We start from the raw sequence: 21,456 nt of genomic DNA on the forward strand, positions 1-21,456 counted from the left end.
AAGTAGCTCCCATTAACCATAGGATCCAAAAAATTTGAATAAGATACACGGTGATTGCAGAGAATGTGGTGTGAATAAAAAAATAGCCAGCGCAAGGCTGGCTAAAGTAAACACTGGAAGCAATGTGAGCAATGTCGTACTCCCTGCAAAGGGTGACTAAGTAACCCTGTTGAGGAAGTGATGATAATGATAATAGTTATCACTATCGTTTGTAAAGCATTATTTTTAACCAAAATAATATATCTTATAATTAAAACTGCAATTATATGATTTATATGAAATTAAATATTAACCATTATTTTTCAATGGATTAAGATTATTTGGCCATAAATAAAGGCCGATAACTTTAACAGAGCAATCCTGTTAAGAGTCTGGTTAAGGCCGAGTGTTTTTTAGTCGTTTTTTGCAAAAGGGAGAGGTAAGCTTTCTGCGCATGCAGCTGCGGAGCTCCATGCCCATTGGAAATTGTAACCTCCTAGCCAGCCGGTCACATCCATCACTTCACCAATAAAATACAGGTCTGGTACTTTAAGTGATTGCATGGTTTTAGATGATATTTCGTGAGTATCAACGCCACCCAATGTCACTTCGGCGGTACGGTAACCTTCCGTTCCATTAGGTTGCACCCGCCATTGGTGTAAGGTGGTGTGTAACGCTTCAATTTGAGGATGATTAAGCTGTTTTAGAGCACACTCAGGGATTTGTCCTTGGGCTTGTAATACCTCAATTAGCCGTTTTGGTAATAATTTAGCTAAGGTATTTTTCAATGATTGATTTGGGTGCTGTTGTCTCTCTGAAACGATAAAATCATTGATGGAGATATCTGGAAGTAAGTTAATACTCACGTACTCGCCAGGGTTCCAGTAGCTGGATATCTGCAAAATAGCTGGACCAGAAAGTCCCCGATGGGTGAATAAAATATTTTCTTTAAATACGGTGCCGCTTGCCGCTGTTACCGTTGCAGGGACAGAAATACCTGAAAGTACCTGTAAGGTTTCTAAAAGGGGTTTATGTAAGGTGAATGGCACCAGTGCTGCTCGTGTTGGAATAATAGTATGCCCAAACTGTTCCGCAAGACGATAGCCAAAAGGGGTCGCACCTAAACCTGGCATAGATAGGCCGCCTGTTGCAATGACAAGTGAGTGGGTGCTTACTTGAGAGCCGTTGATCGTGACTAAAAAACCATCATCTGCTTTGTCAACGGCAGTCACCTCACTGCGTAACTTGATAGTGATATTGGGTAGATTACACTCACTTTGCAGCATATCGACGATATCTTGTGCACTATTATCACAAAAAAGCTGCCCTAAGGTTTTTTCATGATAGGGAATATTATATTTGGCCACTAAGGCAATAAAATCCCACTGTGTATAGCGAGCAAGTGCTGACTTACAAAAGTGTGGGTTTGTTGAAATGTAATTGCTGTGTTCTGCATACATATTAGTGAAATTGCAGCGCCCGCCACCGGACATCAATATTTTTCTGCCTAATTTTTTCCCGTTATCAACCACTAGCGTCCTCAAACCGCGTTTGCCAGAGTGTGAGGCACAGAATAAACCCGCTGCACCAGCACCTAAAATAATAACGTCGAAATTTTTCACAATAAGTGTCTCTATATATGTTTGATTTTAAGCGTAATTACATTGATAACCGGGATATTTTACGTCATCTCACCGGGATTGTAATGTAAAGCTTTGAGGAAGAACTGATGAAAACTATACAGGACGTATTATAATTAGAAAAATTCGTCTAAAAAAAGCAAACAACGATTATTTTCTGGAAATATCGTTAAAAAGTTTCAAAAATTCAGAATAAGTTTGATTGCTTTAATGTATTGAAAAATATGGGGTAATTGCTATGAGGTGCTTTTTTGATGGGTAGTTAAATCAAAAAAAGGTTAGATTTTGCTTCCACCGCCAGCGTTTGTCACTGATAATGCGCCGCGTTCATGTCCAACATATAATGGCTTAACGTCTATGCTACATCTTTTTACAGGTTTAGAATTTCATACAGGTCTATTATTAGTTCTGGCACTGTTATTTGTGCTGATCTATGAGGCTATAAATGGCTTCCATGACACCGCTAACGCGGTAGCAACGGTTATTTATACCAGAGCAATGCGGGCTCAGTTCGCAGTTGTCATGGCAGGGGTTTTTAACTTTTTTGGTGTCTTGCTGGGAGGGTTGAGCGTTGCATATGCCATTGTCCATCTCTTACCAACAGACCTCTTGCTTAATGTGAGCTCAGCTCACGGCCTTGCAATGGTTTTTTCATTGCTCTTGGCTGCAATTATTTGGAACCTTGGAACTTGGTACTTCGGTATCCCAGCTTCCAGTTCACACACACTGATCGGGGCAATAATCGGGGTGGGTTTAACCAACGCGATTGTGACTGATTCGTCTGTTGTTGATGCCTTGAATATACCGAAAATGATCAGTATTTTCATGTCATTAATTTTGTCTCCCGCTATCGGTTTCGTGATTGCCGGTTTGATGATTTTCTTTTTGCGCCGTTATTGGAGTGGCACAAAGAAACGTCGTCGTATTCACTTAACACCAGCGGAACGTGAGAAAAAAGATGGTAAGCGTAAGCCACCATTCTGGACCCGTACTGCATTGATTTTGTCAGCAGTTGGGGTGAGTTTCTCCCATGGTGCGAACGATGGTCAGAAAGGCATCGGTCTTATCATGCTGGTGTTAATTGGTGTTGCTCCAGCAGGTTTCGTTATGAATATGAATTCTAACGGTTATGACATCGCAAAAACACATGATGCGGTTGTCCACCTGCAACAATACTATGAAACACATAAACCAGCGTTAAACCATGCAATAGAAAATGCCCCGGTCGTTGCAGAAAGTAGTGATGAACCAGGCGGCGAATTCCATTGTGATAGCACGCGTACTAGCGCTATTTTAAATCAAGCGCAAAAGATGCTTGATGGCATTCAAAGCTATGAAGAGCTGACGCCAGACCAACGTAACCACGCACGCCGTTTGCTGATGTGTATCTCTGATACTGCGAATGCGGTTGCGAAATTGCCAGAAACCAGTTCGAAAGATGCCAGCTTACTGAAAAAACTCAGTAATGATTTACTGTATACCGTTGAATATGCGCCACTGTGGATCATTATTGCGGTTGCTTTAGCATTATCATTAGGCACCATGTTTGGTTGGCAGCGTGTTGCTGTGACCATTGGTGAGAAAATTGGTAAGAAAGGCATGACTTATGCGCAAGGTGTATCTGCCCAGGTGACTGCAGCAGTTTCTATCGGCGTGGCAAGTTATACTGGTATGCCAGTTTCAACAACGCAGGTTTTATCTTCTGCGGTTGCGGGGACGATGGTTGTCGATGGTGGTGGTGTACAAACAAAAACCATTAAAAGCATTGCATTAGCATGGTTATTAACTTTACCGGTGTCCATTGTGTTATCGGGCGGTTTGTACTGGCTATCGCTGTTGTTTATCTAGTCGCACTAATTTTGGCTTCATACATGAGTATGGAGCCTTTAACAGTTACATGAACACAGTAATCTACATATATAAAATAGTGATGATCGGAAGGTCATCACTATTTTCTCGCTAGCAAGTTACTAATCACAATTAACCTGTTATCAATAAATAGGCTAAGCTCACGACAACAAGAATACTGAGTCTGCTTATCATCATGAATTGCTTACGGATCCGCTCACAACGCAAAATAACTTCTGGGTCGTAATGTTCCAGATATTGTTTATTATTTATGTATCGAACTAACCGCAGTTGTTTGTTCAGTTGGCCGTGTGTAGTAAAAAAACCATTACCATCAACGGATTGATAAAGCAGGGGATCTGAATCCCTTAGAATAGACAATAAAACACGAACGGAAGAAAAGTACCGCATCATATTTAAGATGCACAAAATGCATAATGCCCAAAACAATGCAATCATACTGAACATAATCCTCTCCTTAGAACCTAGCTCAAGCTCACAGCAATTGTCGCAAAGGAAATACAGCAGAAAAATTGTACTTATACTCAGTTATTTTATTGTAGGATAAATTACTGTTTAAAAAAAGTGCAGTTAGCGCAAATTTGTGATGACCTCTTGTTTCTATTGAAGAAAATAAATCTGAGTTACTGAACTTTATTATCACAGTTTGCTGTGCAACTTTGTTGCATTTCTAAACTAAAGAGTCGCCATAACTCGAATTTTTTAGGGCAATATATTAATATTGAATGAATGATGTTATTGTTTTATAAAATGTTATATGAAGTGATGATTTTAAGGTTAATCTGCTTAGATGTGATCAAAGCAACACTTAATAATCACAATTAGCAGGTATAGTATTCATAAAGATGTGGTGAAGGCATAACCACCAGATAATCAGCATTCGGAAGGAGTTTACTTATGGCTTACAAACATATTCTCGTTGCGGTAGATTTATCACCTGAAAGTAAAGTATTACTGGATAAGGCTGTCTCTATGGCAAAACCTTACGGGGCCAAAGTATCTATGATCCATGTTGATGTTAACTATTCAGACCTCTATACCGGTCTTATTGATGTCAATCTTGGTGACATGCAGCAACGTATTACTGATGAAACACGTAATGCTCTGAAGGATTTGTCTGCGGGCGCAGGTTATGAAATCCAAGAAACACTCAGTGGTAGTGGCGACCTAGGCCAAGTACTTGTGGACGCGATTAAGAAATACAATATGGATTTAGTAGTCTGTGGGCATCACCAAGATTTCTGGAGCAAGCTGATGTCATCTGCTCGCCAGTTAATCAATACTGTTCATGTGGATATGTTGATTGTGCCACTAAATGATGATGAAGAATAATCCATATCACTCAATTTGAAATATTATTCACTGAAGACGCTTGCTTATGCAGGCGTTTTTTTTGTTTCAAAATATGTATTTTGAGGGAGTTATTGGCAGGTCAAGCAATTTATTTTGCTATAGAGTGAAAAAAAACCTTGAATTTAGAATACAAACTAATGATATATTCAATAGGCAAACACAAATCAACCTCACATTTCCTAAAAATAATGATAAGAAAGAGTGAGGCACATCACAACAACTACATGTTAAAAAGGAAGACATAGATGACACAATCACTATCTTCGTTCTTGGAGTCTGTCCAAAAAAGAGACCCTTCTCAACCTGAATTTCTACAAGCCGTGCGTGAAGTATTCACTTCCCTTTGGCCGTTCTTAGAGCAAAATGCTAAGTATCGTGACCAAGCATTACTTGAACGTTTTGTTGAACCTGAGCGTGTAATTCAATTTCGAGTATGTTGGGTAGACGACCAAGGTAAAGTTCAAGTTAACCGTGCATGGCGTGTGCAATTTAGCTCTGCAATCGGCCCATTCAAAGGTGGTATGCGTTTTCACCCATCTGTGAATTTATCTATCCTGAAATTCTTAGGCTTCGAACAAACACTGAAAAATGCTTTGACCACATTGCCTATGGGTGGTGGTAAAGGTGGCTCTGACTTTGATCCTAAAGGTAAAAGTCATGGTGAAGTGATGCGTTTCTGCCAAGCATTGATGACAGAACTCTATCGCCATATTGGTTCAAATACTGACGTCCCAGCAGGGGATATTGGTGTTGGTGGCCGTGAAGTGGGCTTTATGACAGGTATGATGAAAAAGCTGTCTAATGACACTTCTTGTGTATTTACCGGTAAAGGATTGTCTTTTGGTGGTAGTTTAATTCGCCCTGAAGCAACTGGTTACGGTTTGGTTTACTTCACAAATGCGATGCTAAAACGTCATGGCCTAGGCTTTGAAGGGATGCGTGTCGCGGTTTCTGGTTCTGGTAACGTTGCGCAGTACACCATTGAAAAATGCATGGAGCTAGGTGCCAAAGTGGTTACAGCTTCCGATTCAAGCGGTACTGTAGTTGATGAAGACGGCTTTACAACAGAAAAACTCGCACGTTTGGAAGAAATCAAAAACAACTATGGTCGTATTGAAGAATATGCAAAAGAGTTTGGCTTAACTTACTTAGCGGGTCAGCAACCATGGAATGTTCCTGTCGATATCGCTCTGCCATGTGCAACACAAAATGAGCTGGATGTTGATGCAGCAAAAGTGTTAATCAAAAATGGCGTTAAAGCGGTCGCTGAAGGGGCTAATATGCCAACGACTATTCCTGCAACTGAGCTGTTCCTTGAAGCAGGAGTGCTGTTTGCGCCAGGTAAAGCGGCTAACGCAGGTGGTGTGGCAACCTCAGGTCTTGAGATGGCTCAAAATGCGGCTCGTCTAGGTTGGAAAGCAGAGAAAGTTGACGCCCGTCTGCATCACATCATGTTGGATATTCACCAGCACTGTGTGGAGTTCGGTGGTGAAGAGAAACAAACTAACTATGTTCAAGGCGCTAACATCGCGGGCTTCGTAAAAGTCGCAGATGCAATGCTTGGGCAGGGTGTGTTGTAATCTTCTGACCTCAAAACGTACGCGAAAGGGCGGCTGTATCATACTGATAAATTCACCTGTACATACGCCCTTCGCCGTTACGTTTATTCGCTATTTTTAATGCATGGATAGATATCAAACCGATGGTTTTTAGTGGTAACTGCTGATGGCGCTTTTTGTCCCGCAAGGGGCTCCGCGTAGTCAGGGCGCTTAACAACCACTCTACGTTTAGCCAAAGCAATCGCAGGGGCTAATAATGAATCTGCATCATCATCTGCTCCCACTAATGACTGAAATACTCGCATTTCTTTCTTCACTAAAGCACTTTTTTGCCGATGAGGGTACATCGGATCAAGATAGATAACATCAGGGGCATGGGGTATCTCACTCAGTGCTGTAATACTGGATGCATGAATCAATGACATTCGCTCTTGTAACCATGGGCCAATTTCTGCATCTTGGTAGCCTCGTTGTAAACCATCATCCAATAGAGCTGCAACCACAGGGTGGCGCTCCAACATACGGACATGGCAACCGAGAGCGGCTAGAACAAAGGCATCACGTCCTAGGCCAGCAGTGGCATCAATGATATCGGGAAGATAATCTTTTTTGATCCCGACGGCTTTGGCAACAGCTTCACCGCGACCTCCACCAAATTTGCGACGATGGGCCATCGCCCCAGAGACGAAATCAACAAAAATTCCCCCTAACTTAGGTTCATCTAGTTTGCGCAGTTGTAAGTTTTCAGGCGTAAGTACAACCGCCATAATGGCATCAGGGGTATGAGAAAGTTGCCATTTTTCAGAAAGTTGAGAAAGAGTGCCGGGATCGGCACCCTCTTCGCAGATCAATTGGATCTCAATACGATTAGCCATGAATACCATAGCTCTTCAACATGGCATCTAATTCTGGTTTGCGACCACGGAAGCGTTCAAACAGCGCCATTGGCTCTTCTGAGCCACCACGACTTAAGATATTGTCGAGGAAAGACTGACCTGTTTGACGGTTAAAGATGCCTTCTTCACTGAAACGTGAGTATGCATCTGCCGCAAGCACATCTGCCCATAAGTAGCTGTAATAGCCAGCTGCATAGCCACCTGCGAAAATATGGCTAAAAGCATGTGGAAAGCGCGACCATTTTGGTGAAGGAACCACAGCGACTTTATCTTTAATCGCATATAGCGTTGGCATGACTTGCGCACCTTTGGCTGGGTCATACTCAGCATGTAAGGTGAAATCAAACAGGCCAAACTCTAACTGGCGCAGAACAAACATGGCTGATTGGTAGTTCTTTGCTGCTAACATGCTATTAAGCATTTCTGTTGGTAATGGTTCGCCTGTCTCATAATGGCCGGAAATAAATTCGAGGGCTTCAGGCTCCCAGCACCAGTTTTCCATAAACTGACTTGGTAACTCGACAGCATCCCATGGTACACCGTTAATCCCTGCGACATCTGCAACATCAATTTGCGTTAACATATGATGTAAGCCGTGACCAAATTCGTGGAATAAGGTAGTGACTTCATTATGAGTAAACAGTGCGGGTTTATCGCCAAGTGGTTTATTGAAGTTACAGGTTAAATAGGCTACAGGATTTTGTAATGAGCCGTCTTTATGCACCATACGGCCAACACAATCGTCCATCCAAGCTCCACCGCGTTTATGTTCGCGAGCATAGAGGTCTAGGTAGAAGCTGCCGCGTAAGGTATTGGTTTCATCATAGAGTTCAAAGAAACGCACATCTTTATGCCATGTTTCTACATCATTGCGTTCTTTGGCAGTTAAACCATAAATGCGATGAACAACTTCGAACAAGCCATTCAGGACGCGTTGTTCAGGGAAATATGGGCGCAATTGTTCATCATTTAATGAGAATTTATGCTGTTTTTGTTTTTCGCTGTAATAGGCTAAATCCCAAGATTCAAGCGTATCGACACCATAATGTTCTTTAGCAAAAGCCGTCAGTTCAGCCAGTTCATTTTCCCCTTGCTGATGAGCACGGTCAGCTAAATCATTGAGGAAATTCAGCACTTGCTCTGGCGATTCGGCCATTTTGGTCGCTAGGGATTTTTCTGCGTAGTTTTTAAAACCTAATAATTGCGCTAGCTCGTGGCGTAAAGCCATCAGTTCATCGATTAATTCGCTGTTATCCCATTTACCCGCATTTGGGCCTTGGTCAGACGCACGGGTGCTATATGCATGGCTCATTTCACGACGTAATTCTGCGTTATCAGCATAGGTCATAACAGGTAAATAGCTTGGCATATCGAGAGTGAGTAAGTAGCCTTCTTCACCTTTTGATTCAGCCATGGCTTTTGCTGCAGCAATAGCGCTTTCTGGCATACCCGCTAATTCTTTTTCGTCTTTAATGAGCTTACTCCACCCCATGGTCGCATCAAGGACGTTATTGCTAAACTTAGACGCTATCTCCGACAAACGTGCCACAATTTCACCATAACGTTGCTGTTTTTCAGCAGGTAAGCCAATACCGGATAACTCAAAATCGCGTAAGGTATTTTCGATAGACTTACGTTGAGCTTGGCTAAGGGAATTAAATTCAGCCCCTTCTTTTAATGATTTATATGCTTGATATAAAGGCTCATGCTGCCCCATCCAGGTACTGAATTCAGACAGTAATGGTAAACATTTTTCATACTCTTCGCGCAGTTCTGGGCTGTTTTTCACGGAGTGTAAATGACTCACTGGCGACCAAACACGAGACAGCTTATCACTGGCTTCTTCTAAAGGTTGGCACAGGTTGCCCCAAGTGTATTGCTCTGTTGCACTCAACAGGTTTTCTACTGTTTGGCGATATTCATTGAGTACGTGTTGGACCGCGGGAAAAATATCCGCAGGCTCTATAGTAGAAAAACGGGGTAGTGCGGAATCGGCTAATAATGAATTTGTCATAAAACATCCTGTGATTGCAGGCTTGTGCTCGTAGGCCAAGGCTTACTGTGTTGACAATAAAAGTTAAATGGCGAACTTATACCCAAATAGGATAAATGTTATGGGTGATAGAACCAGCACGCCATTGCGAATATAAGAAAGTATATGGGGGCAGATGTACAAACCTCAATATCAATCTAACGTTTTTTCTTATTAACGCTTATCAATAAATGGGGTTTTTGTTGGTTTTTATCAATAAAGGCAATAGTTGTAGTTTCAATGCTTTGGAAAATAATGAATTCAGTCTATAATCACTTTCCAATCTATAGAGGAAGATCGTCGTCTCCGGTGAGGCGGCTGGATTTCAAATCCAGTTGGGGCTGCCAGCAGTCCCGGGCAGGTTCGACTCCTGTGATCTTCCGCCAAACGCAGTTTCTGAATTTCTCTCAAAGTCTATATTTTCCTTTTAAATCAACAAGATTAATCACTTAGAAGTCTGTCTGATTCTCCCCTTGTTTACTGGTTTATACCCCTGTTTGGGGGCAAAATTGGGGGCATAATTTTTCCCTATTTTTTGGATGCCCCCACAATGAAGCTCAAAGCCAGTCAGCTGGATATGGGCTTAACCAGCTATAAATTTGATGAGGTGTATAAAACCGATGTCACGATCGCGAAGAACTATCTTCGAGAAAATGAACTGAAAGAATTAAACCGTATCGTCAATATGTGGTTAGATTTTGCAGAAGACCAAGCACTGCGTCGTAAGCAAGTTTTCTTACAGGATTGGGATACCAAGCTGGATCAGTTTTTAAGTTTCAACGGCCGTGAAGTTTTGCAATGTGCTGGTGGGATTAGTAAAAAAGCCTACTACTAAAAAACCAATCTGGGGGTATTAATGGGGGCACTGCTATTTATCCAACTCAGCAAATGCGACTACTTTGTTCGATACCGTATCGCTTCTACAAAAGCCATAAAAGCGGGTGAGGACTGTCGACGGTTTGGGTAATACAGGTGAAAACCTTCAAAGTAAGGGCTATAATCGATTAATACAGCCTGTAACTTCCCCTTGGCAATATAAGGCTCGGCTAAATGTTCTGGAATATAGGCTATTCCCATTCCGTCCAGCGCTGCATTTAACTGGTGCAGTGTACTATTGAAAACGAGTTGCCCATCCACCTTTATACTTGTTGTATGATCATTTTGTTTAAATTCCCACGCATAAATAGCCCCCGCAGCACGATGGCGAATATTGATGCATTGATGTTCAGATAAGTCGTTAGGAAATAAAGGTTTAGGGTGCTGTTTAAAATAGTCCGGTGAAGCGACTGCAATTAAGCGCCAATCTGGCCCAATGCGAACTGCTATCATGTCTTTATTGATATCATCGCCAATTCGAATTCCTGCATCGAAACGTTCTTCAACAATGTTTGTAAAACCATAGTCCACATATATTTCTATTGTGATATCAGGGTATTTTTGTAAAAAATTATTCAATATTGGTCGAATATAAATTTCGATTTGGTCATCGGTACAACTTAAGCGAATAGTCCCTCTAGGGCTGTCTCTTAACTCACTTAATGCATTAAGTTCAATATCAATCTGTTCAAATAATGGTCGGATGGCATTCATTAGCTGTGCGCCAGCCTCTGTTACTGAAACATTTCGGGTTGTTCTTGCGAGAAGTCGAATCCCTAAGCGTTCTTCCAAAAGTCGTATTGTATGGCTTAATGCCGAAGGCGTCACACCAAGTCTTGCAGCCGCTTTTGTAAAACTTTGCTCTTGAGCAACGATAAGAAAAGCGTGCAAGTCATTCATTTTACCTTTCATCATTAATGAATTTTTCTCACAAGTTCATGAAGATTATACCCACTAATTAAATTATTACCTGTATGCCATGATGATGTCCATTAAATATCGTAGGTACATAGGCGAATATAATCGATGGATAATGCCATTTTTCAAGAGCGAAATTTTCCTGAAAGAGCGAACTGGAGTGCAGTTTTTGCCATGACGCTATGTGTTTTTGTATTGATAGCCTCAGAATTTATGCCTGTGAGCTTGTTAACACCGTTAGCGCTTGATTTTCAGGTGACAGAAGGAATGGCGGGACAAGGTATTACTATCTCAGGAATATTTGCTGTCATAACGAGCTTATTTATTTCTGCACTTACTCGTAATTTAAATCGTAAAGCCTTATTGCTGGGGCTTACGTTCTTAATGGGGGCGTCAGGCGCGATGATTGCTTTAGCCACCAATTATTATACTTATATGGTTGGTCGTGCGCTAATCGGTATTGTTGTTGGCGGTTTTTGGTCTATGTCTGCTGCGATAGCAATGCGCCTTGTGCCGATAGATCAAGTTCCTAAGGCACTGGCTATTTTCAATAGCGGCAATGCGCTAGCAACTGTCATTGCTGCACCTTTAGGGGCTTATTTAGGCTCAACTATTGGATGGCGAGGGGCATTTTTAGGCTTGGTGCCTATCGCGATTGCAACTATTGTGTGGTTGTGGGTGAGTTTACCCTCAATGCCAACTGATCCGAACAGTCATCAAAATACGCCTCAGATTTTCAGTATTTTTAGCTTCTTTAAATATCGCGTTATCACACTGGGTATGCTTGCTATCGGGTTATTTTTTATGGGGCAGTTTACCTTATTTACCTATGTGCGTCCTTTCCTTGAGACCGTCGTAAAAGTCGATATCTCGATGGTGACATTTAGTTTGTTACTTATTGGTATTACGGGATTTATCGGAACTCTACTGATTAATCGTGTATTAAAAATAGGATTCTATCAAACATTAATCGCCATTCCACTATTGATGGCCAGTATTGCGGTATCACTTATTTTCTTTGGCTATTCCAGTCTTACTTCCATCGTATTATTGAGTATTTGGGGTTTTATCGCGACTGCGGCGCCTGTTGGTTGGTGGAGCTGGATACCTCGCATATTTTCAAATAACGCAGAAGCCGGAGGAGGATTGATGGTTGCAGTGATCCAACTTTCCATTGCCTGTGGCGCTTCGGTAGGAGGCATATTCTTTGATTTGATGGGCTATAAAAGTACTTTTGCAATCAGTGCGTTATTTCTTGTAGTCGCAGCAATACTTGTTCAATGCACAGCAAAGGCTGAAAAGGAAAAATAATATGTTGAATCTATTATTTAAAAATAGGCTTACCCCATTAAATTTTTATTTTCTGTTGGTATTTGCCTGCATCAGCCAGCCATTATTGGCACATAGTTTACCAATAGAACCTAAAGTGTATTTAATAGAAATTCGTCTTGATACGCAAATAATAAAGGCAGAATTAAAAGATTCAGAAATGACGCGTGATTTTATCAGTTTATTACCGCTCACTGTTGAGTTAGCAGATTATTCATCCACAGAAAAAATCACTTATCTTCCCCGAAAACTACTAACTCGCAATTCATCTAGTGGGATCGTGCCAGAGATTGGGGATATTACTTATTATGCCCCTTGGGGAAATATTGCTATTTTTTATCAACCATTTAGTTACTCCTCAGGGTTATTTAAATTAGGAAAAATAACCGATGGGCTGGAATATCTACAATTTACATCACCAAAACAAGCTGTGATAGAGCTTATCCAAAGAAATAACTAAAAGAGGATGCATATTATGAATCATGAACGTAGAGATTTATTGAAATTAACGGGGGCAAGTATTGCTGTTGCGAGTATGGCATCAATAATGACATCACCAGTATTAGCGCAACCAAATACAAATTTCAGTGAGCTATGGGATAAAACCTTTGTAAAAAGTGATAAGGTTGAACATAGAAAAGTCACATTCAAAAATCGCTATGGTTTAGCCTTAGTCGGAGATTTATATCAACCTAAACATACTAGTGGGTTATTTGCTGCGATTGTATTGAGTGGCCCATTTGGCGCAGTAAAAGAGCAGTCTTCGGGGTTGTATGCGCAAACATTAGCAGAGCGTGGTTTTATTACTCTAGCATTTGATCCCTCTTTTACTGGAGAAAGTGGGGGCGAGCCTCGAAATGTTGCTTCTGCGGATATCAATACGGAAGACTTTAGTGCTGCTGTCGATTTTTTAGGGCTACAGCCAAATGTGGATCGCGAGCGTATTGGTGCGTTAGCTATCTGCGGATTAAGTGGTATGGCTTTAACTGCAGCGAGTAGCGATTCACGTATTAAAGCCGTAGCAACAGCATCAATGTACGATATGTCTCGCAGTATTAGCCGCGGATACCAAGATAGTTACACCATTGAAGAACGACATAAAGTGATTGATTATCTTAGCCAGCAGCGCTGGAAAGATGCAAAAAACGGACACTATGCTTTAGGTTACCATGAGGTGCCATTCGATGAAGATGGCAATATTATCGAGGGACAACGTGTTTTACCGGAGACTCTGCCAGAGAATGCACCGCCTGTATTAGCCGCATTTTTTGATTATTACCGTACTCCTCGAGGTTTTCATCCTCGTTCAATTAATTCAACAACCGCGTGGACAGCAACAACGCCTATATCTTTTTTTAATTTTCCTATGCATACCAATATTGAAATGATATCACCAAGACCAATTTTGCTGATTGCAGGGGAAAATGCACATTCTCGTTATTATTCTGAAGATGTGTACAAAGTAGCTTCAGATCCTAAAGAACTCTTGATTATTCCAAATGCTGATCATGTTGATTTATATGATAATCTAAGCAAGATCCCTTTCGATAAACTCACTGTTTTCTTTCAACAGAATTTATAAATATAGTAGCACATTATTTTTTAGTAAAATAATGTGCTTGCTGTCAGTTACTGCGTTCCATCTGTTGGTGGCACTCAATTTCGCCAGTAGGCAACGCAAACGCTAGAACGGTATCTGATCAAAGGGTTTGTGATGGATGATGAGCGGCTGAATTACTTACTAGCGGTTCATAACTATAAAAAGTGTATTAAGAACCTCACCGTATTCGTTGGGCATTACAGATTTTAGTTGGGTTGACTTTCTAACTAGAAATCAGCCTTAGAAAAACCGGTCATAACATCCAGCTCCATTTCGCGGCCTAATGCCGTCATTGGATGGACAATGGTCAAGCCCCGCACGGATTTTTTCAGCTTGCCAAGGTCGGCTTGTTCTTTCTTAGTGATGGGACGCTTGAACGGCATATCTACTAGTTTTTGCGCTTCTTTGCTTAGTTTTTTGTTACGCACCGCCTTCAGACGAGCGATTTCAATTTCCAGTGTCGCTTTTTCTTTCTCTAGTTCTGCGTGTTTTTCTACTTCACTCGTCAGTTGCATACTTGCCATCTGGCGACGAATAAGATCTAAACGGTCGCTAAGAAGCTTAATTTGTGCTTTTTCGATTTCTTTCATTATATTAATTAACCGTGAATAAATTTCTTGTTGGCAAGTATACACTATTCTAGATAAGGGGGGAAAAGGGATACAGGCTAATACCCATGTGAGGCTACCTTTATTGTCCATCATTCATGGAATGAAAACAACATAACTACCTTATAAATCAATTTCCATTCAACTATTCATCATATTTCGTCTTTTGTATCCTAGTAACATCATGATTAAGTTGTTGCATTTCGGTATCATCACTGACCTTTCTGACATATTATATTTAATTTTCTGAAAAATTATTATTTTTAGTTGATTTATCGTTGGTATATAGCGAAATATAATGAGGTATAGATGAGATCATAATGACTAAACGTAAATTTATTACACGTACAGAAGTTAATTCTTTATTGGATGCTACAAAGCAAGGTCGCTATCCTAATCGAGACTATTGCTTGTTATTAATGAGCTTTTTGCATGGATTAAGAGTTAGTGAGCTCACTCATATCACAATGTCTGATATTGATTTGGTGCAGAAAGTGATATTTATTAGGAGACTAAAAGGAGGGCTGTCTACCGTACAGCCTATAATTCCCGAAGAGTTTAATGCGATTGAAAAATGGTTAGTTGAAAGAGATTCTTGGAAAACAGCAGGGTCAGATTGTTTATTTATTTCACAAAAGGGAAGCCAAATTTCTCGTTATCAAATTTATCGCTTATTTGAGCAGTATGGCAAAATAGCAGGGCTTCCTGTAAAGCTTCATCCCCATATGCTAAGGCATGCATGCGGTTATGCTTTAGCTGATTTGGGTAGGGACACTCGATTAATCCAAGACTATTTAGGGCATCGAAATATCGCCCATACTGTAATTTATACTGCTAGTAATGAAAAAAGATTTAGTGGTATTTGGTCGAATCAATAAGTAATTTAATGAGTTGTGTCAATATAAAGCTAGCACTAAACATAATAATATGAACTAAACACCAAGAATACCTCAGTTATTTAGGTAATTGATTTTATAAAACTGAGGTATTCTTATGCATATTAAGGGTAGTAATTATTTTTAAAGCCATAAACAACATACTCAAGTAATTTATTTTCCAGCCTTTAAAAATAAGATTAGTTTATAATTTTATTTATTCTTTTTTTTTTGAATCATCATAATTTAATTACTCTAATTGCGAGTATAGATGGTTCGCTTTTTCAGTTAACTAATTATTATCATATTTCAATCATTTTTTTTACAGTAGTAGTCTATTTTTGACTATCAAATAAAGTTATTCTGTGAAAGGTCACCATATAAGTGAAATTATTTAGATGATAAATTCATATTTTTGGTTTTTGTGAGTTAAAAACATCTTATTGATGATTTAAAACACATTAATTTAATATACAATAAAAAAATTAATTAATTATCAATAGTAATCAATCGGATAAAATAAAATATCTATAAAAATCAATTCGTAACGCAACATAATAAATCAAAATGTTCAAATTACCTAATAAGTATAATTATCAGACTAACTAAAATCAAATAGCATAAAACTCTGTTGCAGCAATGCATTTTAGAGGTAATTATCAATTAATGTAAAAATTTGTCATTAACAACAAAAAGTTATCTTTCATGATTTTTTTTTGCAATAAAACTCACCAGTTAAATCATCTGACTTTTCTAGTTTAAGGTATAAATTAAAGATTTTAATTCTGACGATTCTTATATATAAAACAATTTACCTAAAACTTATTTAACGCAACATTTTGATTTATTTTGTTGCGTTTTTTTTGCATTTCAAAAAATAAATTGTTCACTTTATGAGTGGTTCTGATTGTTTTGCCTCATTACACAAGGCTTTAATTGGTGAGATATGAAAAGTAATAAATTAAAGACCAGTATAGATAGCTTTCAGAAAATACTAACTGAACAAATTGGCATGGAATTATCACATCTTAGAAAAGAGAAAGGGCTTAGTGGTAGTGATCTAGCTAAAAAATTAAAGATATCACAACAACAAATATCTCGTTATGAAAGAGGAATATGTAGCATTAACTGTGGAATGCTATTTTCAATTTTATTTTATCTAGAAATTAGCCCGAGTGCATTTTTTGAAAGTGTATCATTGAAAATAAATGAAAAAAATCCTAGTGCTAATTCATTTATTCATAATAGTGAATGTTTATCCGATGAAAAGGATAACTACCATTATATTTTTAATCGACAAACAGAAATTATTTTAAATTCTTTATACAGCAAATAGTTATTTTAAAAATAATAAATTCTAACTATGCCCTACATCATGTTGGGTAATCATCACGTTGTTATATATAAATGAGGTTCAAATGAAAAAAGTATTTTTAGCCGCACTAGTTTCTGCCGCTATTGCATCTCCAGCACTCGCTGATCAAGGGCATGGTAAAGTCACATTTAAAGGTGAAATCATCGATGCACCTTGCTCAATTAGTTCAGATTCTATTGACCAAACAGTATGGTTAGGCCAAATCGCTAACTCTGTTTTAGCGAATGGCGGTACTTCTAGCGCGAAGCAATTCAATATTGAATTGGAAGACTGTGTATTCCCGAAAGATACAAATGATAAAGTGTACAACGATAAAGTGAGTATCACATTCTCTGGTTCTAGCGCTGCTTTCAATTCTAAATTACTCGGTGTAACAGGCTTAGATGCAACAGACCCAACTATTGCTGGCAACGTGGGTATTCAATTAACGGATACTAATGGCGCAGCGTTAGATATGGGAGTTGCAACAGCTCAAGAACATCAATTACAAGCGGGTGATAATACATTACGTTATAGCGCTTATGTACAAGGTGCAAACGTTGCGGTTGATAAAATTCCATTAGGTAAATTCGAAGGCGTAACTAACTTTACCTTAACTTATAACTAATTGATTAGTTTAAGAGGAATACCTTTGTGTTCCTCTATTAATCACCAAATTAAGTCAGAGGTTAAAGTGAAAGGATTTATCTATTTGCGAAGCAAAGTATCTTCCCTATTTCTTCTAACATTATTTCTTTCGCCACAAATGGCTGCATCATCTCATGGGTGGGGTAAAGTCACGATGAATGGCGAAATAGTCGATACTGCCTGCGCAATAGATATTGGGTCTAGGGATCAGACCATTAATATGGGGGTACTTCCAACAAGCTATATTCGTGAAGTTGGGAAAGGCCCCATAAAAGAATTCAATATTAAGCTCATTGATTGTCGTTGGGAAAAATATTCGAAAGATAATAACGAATGGAATTCACTCGAAGTCACTTTTGATGGTCCATCAGAAGGTGATTTTTTCACACTCTCGGGTGAAGCAAAAGGAGTGCAATTGGCATTGCATGATATATCGGGATATTCCATTACACCAGGAAAGCCATTACCTGCATTAGGAATTACGCCAGGGACAATGATCCTTAAATATCAAATGCAATTAGTCACCAATTATCATCCTGTTAAAGCGGGTAATTACCAAACCTTATTAAGGTTCAAGGTCGATTATTATTAATTCTAAGAAATTATATTGGTGTTTTAGGGATGTTTTTTATGTTTTTTAAACAACACAAAATAAATATAATAACGACAACGATAATGATTACATTTGGGTCATTATCCGCTCAGTTATATGCTGCCGATACCATACAATTTAATACGGCATTATTTGATTTAGAAGACAAAAAAAACATTGATGTTAAGCAATTCTCACGTGCAGGCTATATTATGCCTGGTATTTATCCCCTCAAAGTACAAGTAAATAAAGAAACTTTACCCGAGCAACGTTTTTCATTCTATGCGCCAGAAAACGACCCTGAAGATAGCCTCGTTTGTATCACACCAGAACAAGTCCAGCAGCTAGGACTAACAGCCAGTTCGTTGAAGCAAATTACGTGGTGGCATAATAATGAGTGTCTTGATTTACGCAGTTTGCCCGGCTTTCAAGCACGGGGGGATTTATCTGACTCAACGTTGTATCTGAGTATACCTCAAGCCTACCTTGAATATAGAACAGCTAACTGGGATCCGCCTTCTCTGTGGGATGAAGGAATTTCAGGGGTTATTTTAGACTACAATATAAACGCAAGAGCGAATAAGCCTCATGATAATAATAGCAACTATAATGTGACAGCAAATGGTGTCGCAGGTGTGAACCTTGGTGCATGGCGCTTTAGGGGAGATTGGCAGGGGCGTGCTCAACGAGAAACTGGCTCGGATAGTAAAAATGAGCATGACTTTCAATGGAGCCGACTATACGCCTATAAAGCGTTAACCAGCATTAAAGCGAAATTGACCTTGGGCGAGGACTATTTTAACACTGATTTATTCGATAGTTTTCGATTTACAGGTGTTGGCTTACGCTCTGATATCTTAATGTTACCACCTAATTTACGTGGGTATGCACCTGAAATAACGGGTGTTGCGACGACAAATGCGACGGTGATTGTTAGCCAACAAGGGCGGATTATTTATCAAGAACAAGTCGCTGCGGGTCCTTTCCGTATCCAAAATTTAAGTGATGCGACGACGGGAAAACTGGATGTCCGAATCGAAGAGCAGGATGGTTCAGTTCAAGAATATCAGGTTGAAACAGCCAATATCCCTTATTTAACTCGACCAGGTAGTATTCGATATAAATTAGCGATGGGTCGCCCAACGGATATGGATCATCATGTTAATGGAGATACATTTGCGAGTGGTGAAATGTCGTGGGGTGTCACTAATGGTTGGTCATTGCTTGCAGGCTCATTAAATAGTCAAGACTATAATGCATTCAACGTGGGTGTCGGTCGTGACTTATTGGCATTTGGTGCCTTATCTTTCGATATTACGCATTCTATTGCAAATATTCCTAATGATAAAAAACTCACAGGTAATTCTTATCGAATAAACTATTCAAAACGTTTTGATGACTATGATAGCCAAGTACAGTTCGCAGGTTACCGATTCTCAGAACGCAGTTTTATGACTGTAACCGATTTTTTAACGGCTAAAGACTCAGGTGAGCGTCAAGGTAGTAATAAAGAAATGTATGTGATTTCTTTAAATAAAAACTTTAGGGAATCGAGAATTACAGCTTATTTAAACTACTCGCACCAAACCTATTGGGATAAGCCAGAAAGTAATCGCTACAATTTAATGGTGACAAAAACCTTAGATTGGGGAAGCCTGAAGAATATTAATATTTCGTTATCGGCTTATCGCAATAAATATAACGAAACAAATGATGATGGCCTGTATATCTCAGCTTCAATGCCTTGGGGAAATGGTGCAAATATTGGCTATTCATTGCAAGCAACACGGGATGATACCGTTAATCGAGCAACCTATTATGACAAATTGTCAGATAGAACCAATTATCAAGTCAGTGCAGGCTCGACCAACAAAGGTGGAACCGCAAGTACCTATATTACCCATTATGGTGATAATACTAAGTTAACTGCGAATGCCAGCTATATTCATAATAATTACACGTCATTTGGGGTAGGGGCACAAGGCGGATTTACCATGACTTTAAATGGTGCGGATGCTCATCGAGTTTCAAATATTGGCGGAACTCGTTTGCTGATCGACACTGATGGTGTGGCTAAAATTCCCGTATCAGACCGAGGGATCCCTATTGCATCAAATGCATTTGGTAAAGTGATTGTCCCTGACTTAAATAGCTACTACCGCAGTAAAGTTAAAGTCGATTTAAATGCATTACCGAATAATGCCGAAGTAACGGATTCTATTGTTCAAGCGACATTAACAGAAGGCGCGATTGGCTATCGCAAATTTAATGTACTGTCTGGTGAAAAGATGATGCTTTCAATGCGTATGTCTGACGGTTCTGCACCGCCATTTGGTGCCCAGATCACGAATCTGAAAGGAAAAGAAACGGGAATAGTTACTGATAATGGATATGCCTATGTTAGTGGTATCAACCCAAATGAAGTCATGATTATTCATTGGGGTGGGGAAGCACAATGTGAAATTAATTTTCCTGAAAACTTAGAAACAATTAACCAAGGATTATTCATTCCTTGTAAACCATTATCAAATAAACGTAATGAAGCAGATAATAATCTGTAAATGAGTGATTGCTATGAAAAAATTAACTAATTTATATATCAGTACTATTTTATTAAGCAGTTTAGTTAGCGGAAGCGCATTCTCGGCAATTGCTTTAGATAGAACCCGAGTTATTTTTAATGGTGATCAAAAAAGCGTTTCAATTACTATTACTAATAAAAATAACCAGCTACCTTATTTGGCCCAAGGGTGGGTTGAAAATATTCAAGGGGTAAAAATTACTTCACCGTTTGCTGTATTACCTCCGGTGCAGAGAGTTGAACCCGAAAAATCAAGCCAAGTCCGTATTGAGGCGCTTCCTGAAATTAGTCAGTTACCTCAGGATAGAGAAAGTGTTTATTACTTTAATTTAAGGGAGATCCCGCCAAAAAGTGATAAACCGAATGTTTTGCAATTAGCGTTACAGAGCAAAATTAAATTATTTTATCGTCCTAAAAGTATCATGCTAAGCGAAACAGAAATGCTGAATAACCCTTGGCAAGAAAAAACACAGCTTATTAAGCAAGGTGACCAATATATCATTAAAAACCCAACTCCCTTTTATATCACGATTATTGGTGCGGCTGAGCGAAAAAATTCACCCGTAAATCAGAATTTTAAGGCAGTTATGGTTGCACCATTTAGTGAAGAAAAATTAGGAGTTCCAAGTTCTACTGTGGGGGCAAATCCGGTATTGACCTATATAAATGACTATGGTGGCCGGCCAAAACTTCAATTTAAATGTCAAGCAAATACATGTCAGGTTGTTCCTGAAAGTAAATAGAGAG

The 21,456-nt window shown here is 39.3% G+C and carries 18 protein-coding genes, 1 tRNA gene and 2 pseudogenes; 15 read left to right on the forward strand and 6 right to left on the reverse strand.

The window, feature by feature from the left end:
- Positions 1–392 precede the first annotated feature (392 nt).
- Positions 393–1,601, reverse strand: coding sequence for an NAD(P)/FAD-dependent oxidoreductase (locus tag P3L40_RS00535; RefSeq protein WP_196732202.1), 1,209 nt, complete (start codon positions 1,599–1,601; stop codon positions 393–395).
- 375 nt (positions 1,602–1,976) lie between these two features.
- Here P3L40_RS00535 and pitA point away from each other — a divergent pair, with 375 nt between their 5' ends.
- Positions 1,977–3,467, forward strand: a complete 1,491-nt coding sequence (gene pitA, locus P3L40_RS00540) for an inorganic phosphate transporter PitA (protein ID WP_196732200.1) — start codon at positions 1,977–1,979, stop codon at positions 3,465–3,467.
- A 132-nt stretch (positions 3,468–3,599) separates the two neighbouring features.
- Here pitA and uspB read toward each other — a convergent pair whose 3' ends face one another.
- Positions 3,600–3,935 (reverse strand): universal stress protein UspB, encoded by a 336-nt coding sequence (gene uspB / locus P3L40_RS00545; protein ID WP_004263154.1) that lies wholly within the window; start codon positions 3,933–3,935, stop codon positions 3,600–3,602.
- A 450-nt stretch (positions 3,936–4,385) separates the two neighbouring features.
- On the opposite strand from uspB, the gene uspA reads away from it, so the two are divergent.
- Positions 4,386–4,820 carry a universal stress protein UspA gene (uspA, locus tag P3L40_RS00550; RefSeq protein WP_004263149.1) on the forward strand — a complete coding sequence of 145 codons (435 nt, stop codon included), beginning with the start codon at positions 4,386–4,388 and terminating at the stop codon, positions 4,818–4,820.
- Between the two features lie 266 nt (positions 4,821–5,086).
- Positions 5,087–6,421, forward strand: a complete 1,335-nt coding sequence (gene gdhA / locus P3L40_RS00555; protein ID WP_004263145.1) for an NADP-specific glutamate dehydrogenase — start codon at positions 5,087–5,089, stop codon at positions 6,419–6,421.
- A gap of 83 nt (positions 6,422–6,504) precedes the next feature.
- On the opposite strand, the gene rsmJ is transcribed toward gdhA, so the two are convergent.
- Together rsmJ and prlC are read right to left on the reverse strand one after the other, a co-directional pair.
- Positions 6,505–7,275: a 16S rRNA (guanine(1516)-N(2))-methyltransferase RsmJ gene (gene rsmJ / locus P3L40_RS00560; protein WP_136135270.1), complete on the reverse strand. Its 771-nt coding sequence runs from the start codon at positions 7,273–7,275 to the stop codon at positions 6,505–6,507.
- Positions 7,268–9,310, reverse strand: coding sequence for an oligopeptidase A (gene prlC, locus P3L40_RS00565; RefSeq protein WP_196724700.1), 2,043 nt, complete (start codon positions 9,308–9,310; stop codon positions 7,268–7,270). Before prlC ends, rsmJ begins: the two co-directional genes overlap by 8 nt.
- A gap of 309 nt (positions 9,311–9,619) precedes the next feature.
- On the opposite strand from prlC, the gene P3L40_RS00570 reads away from it, so the two are divergent.
- Both P3L40_RS00570 and rhuM (P3L40_RS00575) read left to right on the forward strand, forming a co-directional pair.
- Positions 9,620–9,714, forward strand: a tRNA-Sec gene (locus P3L40_RS00570).
- Positions 9,715–9,890: 176 nt separating this feature from the next.
- A pseudogene (gene rhuM, locus P3L40_RS00575) lies at positions 9,891–10,154 on the forward strand (RhuM family protein); the annotation flags it as partial.
- Between the two features lie 68 nt (positions 10,155–10,222).
- Here rhuM (P3L40_RS00575) and P3L40_RS00580 read toward each other — a convergent pair.
- Positions 10,223–11,119: a LysR family transcriptional regulator gene (locus P3L40_RS00580; protein WP_096863483.1), complete on the reverse strand. Its 897-nt coding sequence runs from the start codon at positions 11,117–11,119 to the stop codon at positions 10,223–10,225.
- A gap of 111 nt (positions 11,120–11,230) precedes the next feature.
- Between P3L40_RS00580 and P3L40_RS00585 the strand changes: the two genes are divergently transcribed.
- The 4 genes and pseudogenes from P3L40_RS00585 to rhuM (P3L40_RS00600) all read left to right on the forward strand — a co-directional run.
- Entirely contained in the window at positions 11,231–12,433 is a 1,203-nt protein-coding gene (locus P3L40_RS00585) for an MFS transporter (protein ID WP_210852464.1), read from the forward strand.
- 1 nt (position 12,434) lies between these two features.
- Positions 12,435–12,911 (forward strand): cyclophilin-like fold protein, encoded by a 477-nt coding sequence (locus P3L40_RS00590; RefSeq protein ID WP_136134241.1) that lies wholly within the window; start codon positions 12,435–12,437, stop codon positions 12,909–12,911.
- Between the two features lie 6 nt (positions 12,912–12,917).
- Complete coding sequence (locus tag P3L40_RS00595) at positions 12,918–14,033, forward strand: alpha/beta hydrolase (RefSeq protein WP_210852462.1); 1,116 nt, start codon at positions 12,918–12,920, stop codon at positions 14,031–14,033.
- Between the two features lie 33 nt (positions 14,034–14,066).
- Positions 14,067–14,183: pseudogene (gene rhuM, locus P3L40_RS00600) on the forward strand (RhuM family protein); the annotation flags it as partial.
- Between the two features lie 95 nt (positions 14,184–14,278).
- Here the strand turns inward: rhuM (P3L40_RS00600) and P3L40_RS00605 are convergent.
- Positions 14,279–14,641 (reverse strand): YibL family ribosome-associated protein, encoded by a 363-nt coding sequence (locus tag P3L40_RS00605; RefSeq protein WP_036958636.1) that lies wholly within the window; start codon positions 14,639–14,641, stop codon positions 14,279–14,281.
- A 338-nt stretch (positions 14,642–14,979) separates the two neighbouring features.
- Here P3L40_RS00605 and P3L40_RS00610 point away from each other — a divergent pair, with 338 nt between their 5' ends.
- From P3L40_RS00610 to P3L40_RS00635, 6 genes are all read left to right on the forward strand, one after another.
- The gene (locus P3L40_RS00610; protein ID WP_004263124.1) at positions 14,980–15,537 is read left to right on the forward strand and encodes a tyrosine-type DNA invertase; all 558 of its coding nucleotides are present in this window, start codon (positions 14,980–14,982) and stop codon (positions 15,535–15,537) included.
- 943 nt (positions 15,538–16,480) lie between these two features.
- Complete coding sequence (locus tag P3L40_RS00615) at positions 16,481–16,870, forward strand: helix-turn-helix domain-containing protein (RefSeq protein ID WP_004263121.1); 390 nt, start codon at positions 16,481–16,483, stop codon at positions 16,868–16,870.
- A gap of 82 nt (positions 16,871–16,952) precedes the next feature.
- Positions 16,953–17,516, forward strand: a complete 564-nt coding sequence (locus P3L40_RS00620; protein ID WP_004263117.1) for a fimbrial protein — start codon at positions 16,953–16,955, stop codon at positions 17,514–17,516.
- Between the two features lie 66 nt (positions 17,517–17,582).
- Positions 17,583–18,128 (forward strand): fimbrial protein, encoded by a 546-nt coding sequence (locus P3L40_RS00625; RefSeq protein ID WP_232062925.1) that lies wholly within the window; start codon positions 17,583–17,585, stop codon positions 18,126–18,128.
- Between the two features lie 29 nt (positions 18,129–18,157).
- Positions 18,158–20,689 (forward strand): outer membrane usher protein, encoded by a 2,532-nt coding sequence (locus P3L40_RS00630; protein ID WP_136134154.1) that lies wholly within the window; start codon positions 18,158–18,160, stop codon positions 20,687–20,689.
- Positions 20,690–20,702: 13 nt separating this feature from the next.
- The gene (locus P3L40_RS00635; protein ID WP_004263108.1) at positions 20,703–21,452 is read left to right on the forward strand and encodes a fimbria/pilus periplasmic chaperone; all 750 of its coding nucleotides are present in this window, start codon (positions 20,703–20,705) and stop codon (positions 21,450–21,452) included.
- The last annotated feature ends 4 nt before the right edge of the window (positions 21,453–21,456 follow it).

The organism is Providencia sp. PROV040 (genome assembly GCF_032706145.1).
Lineage (GTDB): Bacteria > Pseudomonadota > Gammaproteobacteria > Enterobacterales > Enterobacteriaceae > Providencia > Providencia hangzhouensis.